The organism is Bradyrhizobium sp. P2_E8 (assembly GCF_056403875.1).
Genome location: NZ_JBFUES010001372.1, coordinates 1 through 1,541 on the forward strand (window position 1 = coordinate 1; position 1,541 = coordinate 1,541).

The following is a 1,541-nucleotide window of genomic DNA, read 5'->3' on the forward strand; positions in this document are numbered from 1 at the left end:
TCAGCGAACAGGGCCGCGCCGTCACGGGCGAGGTCGGCGAGCTCGTCTGCACCGAGCCGATGCCGTCGATGCCGCTCTACTTCTGGAACGACGAGAACGATGCGCGCTATCGCTCCAGCTATTTCGAGACCTATCCCGACAATTTCGACGGCAGCGGCCGCGGCCCCGTGTGGCGGCACGGCGACTGGCTCAAGGTCGATCCGGACGGCTCCTGCATCATCTATGGCCGCAGCGATGCCACCATCAACCGGCACGGCCTGCGCATGGGCACGAGCGAGCTCTATTCCGCCATCGAAGCCTTGCCCGAGGTGCTCGACTCCCTCGTCGTCGACCTCGAATATCTCGGCCGCGACAGCTACATGCCGCTGTTCGTGGTGCTGCGCGTCGGCGTCGCGTTCGACGACGCGATTCGGGCCAAGATCAACAAGGCGATCGAGGCCGGCCTGTCACGCCGCTTCCTGCCGAACGAGATCTTCGCCGTCGCCGAGATCCCGCGCACGCTGTCGGGCAAGAAGCAGGAGCTGCCGATCAAGAAGCTGCTGCTCGGCCACCCCGTCGAGAAGGTCATCAACAAGGAGGCAATGGCCAATCCCGCCTGCCTCGACTGGTATCTCGCCTTCGCGCGCGACTATCTGGCGCGGAACGCGGCCTGAAGGGGATCGCCCCAATTGCGCCAATGCCGTTTGCACTCCGTTCACCGATCGCCGCTAGATCAGGATGGATCTTCCGCAACGAACGTGCGCCATGGCCGACCTCAACGCCATCCTCACCAGGCTCAACGACCGCCTGCTCCGCCTCGAAGGCGAGCTGTTCGTGCTGCGCTCGCTGGCCCGCGCGACGCTGACCGCGGGCGACGACCATGCCGAGCGCATGCGCAAGCTGGTCGAGGCCGCCAAGGTCGCGCTCGACGACGAGGCGCTGAGGCCCCTGGACAAGCCGACACGGAAGTATGTCGAGGCCGCGAGCGCCATGGTCGACGAACTGCTGGTCGAACCGACCAAGGCCCGGCCACTGTTCACGGTGATCGACGGCGGGAAGCGCTCCTAGGCGCGCTAAAGCGCCGCAGGATTCACCGCCTTCAGCCGGYTGAGGCCCGCCTCGATGATCGCGATCTCCTCGTCGATCTGGCTGATCGGCAGGCTGAAATCATAGCCGGACCTGCTCTTCAGATCGACCGCGAGCCGTTGCCTGTGCATCATCAGCTGGTCGAGGCCGCGCCGGTTCTTCAGTCGGACATAGATGTCGACGATCTGCTCAATCGCGCTCGGCATGAAATCGGTCCCGGCGAAAAGGCCCGCGCGGCGCACCCACGCCGGCGGGACATTTTCGGTGTCGCGGTACGCAATACAAATCCGCGACGGATTCGTCGATACGCCAGGCTGGTTGAGAACGTATTACCGTCAGACGATTTCTCGATCGCCGAGCATGAAAAGGCCGCTGGCGATGAGACCAGCGGCCAAAGCCGGGTTCGAAAATGGATGCGGGTTGAAATGTCGCCAGCCCCGGTATGACCACTCTAACGGCGGGATCGATTCCTTCTG

The 1,541-nt window shown here is 64.3% G+C and carries 2 protein-coding genes and 1 pseudogene; 2 read left to right on the forward strand and 1 reads right to left on the reverse strand.

Annotated elements, in window-relative coordinates:
- Both AC1D00_RS40565 and AC1D00_RS40570 read left to right on the forward strand, forming a co-directional pair.
- Positions 1-653, forward strand: a pseudogene (locus AC1D00_RS40565) (acetoacetate--CoA ligase); the annotation flags it as partial.
- Between the two features lie 91 nt (positions 654-744).
- Complete coding sequence (locus AC1D00_RS40570) at positions 745-1,047, forward strand: hypothetical protein (protein WP_477014570.1); 303 nt, start codon at positions 745-747, stop codon at positions 1,045-1,047.
- A 5-nt stretch (positions 1,048-1,052) separates the two neighbouring features.
- Here the strand turns inward: AC1D00_RS40570 and AC1D00_RS40575 are convergent, their stop codons facing one another.
- Positions 1,053-1,271 (reverse strand): hypothetical protein, encoded by a 219-nt coding sequence (locus tag AC1D00_RS40575; protein ID WP_477014571.1) that lies wholly within the window; start codon positions 1,269-1,271, stop codon positions 1,053-1,055.
- Positions 1,272-1,541 lie beyond the last annotated feature (270 nt).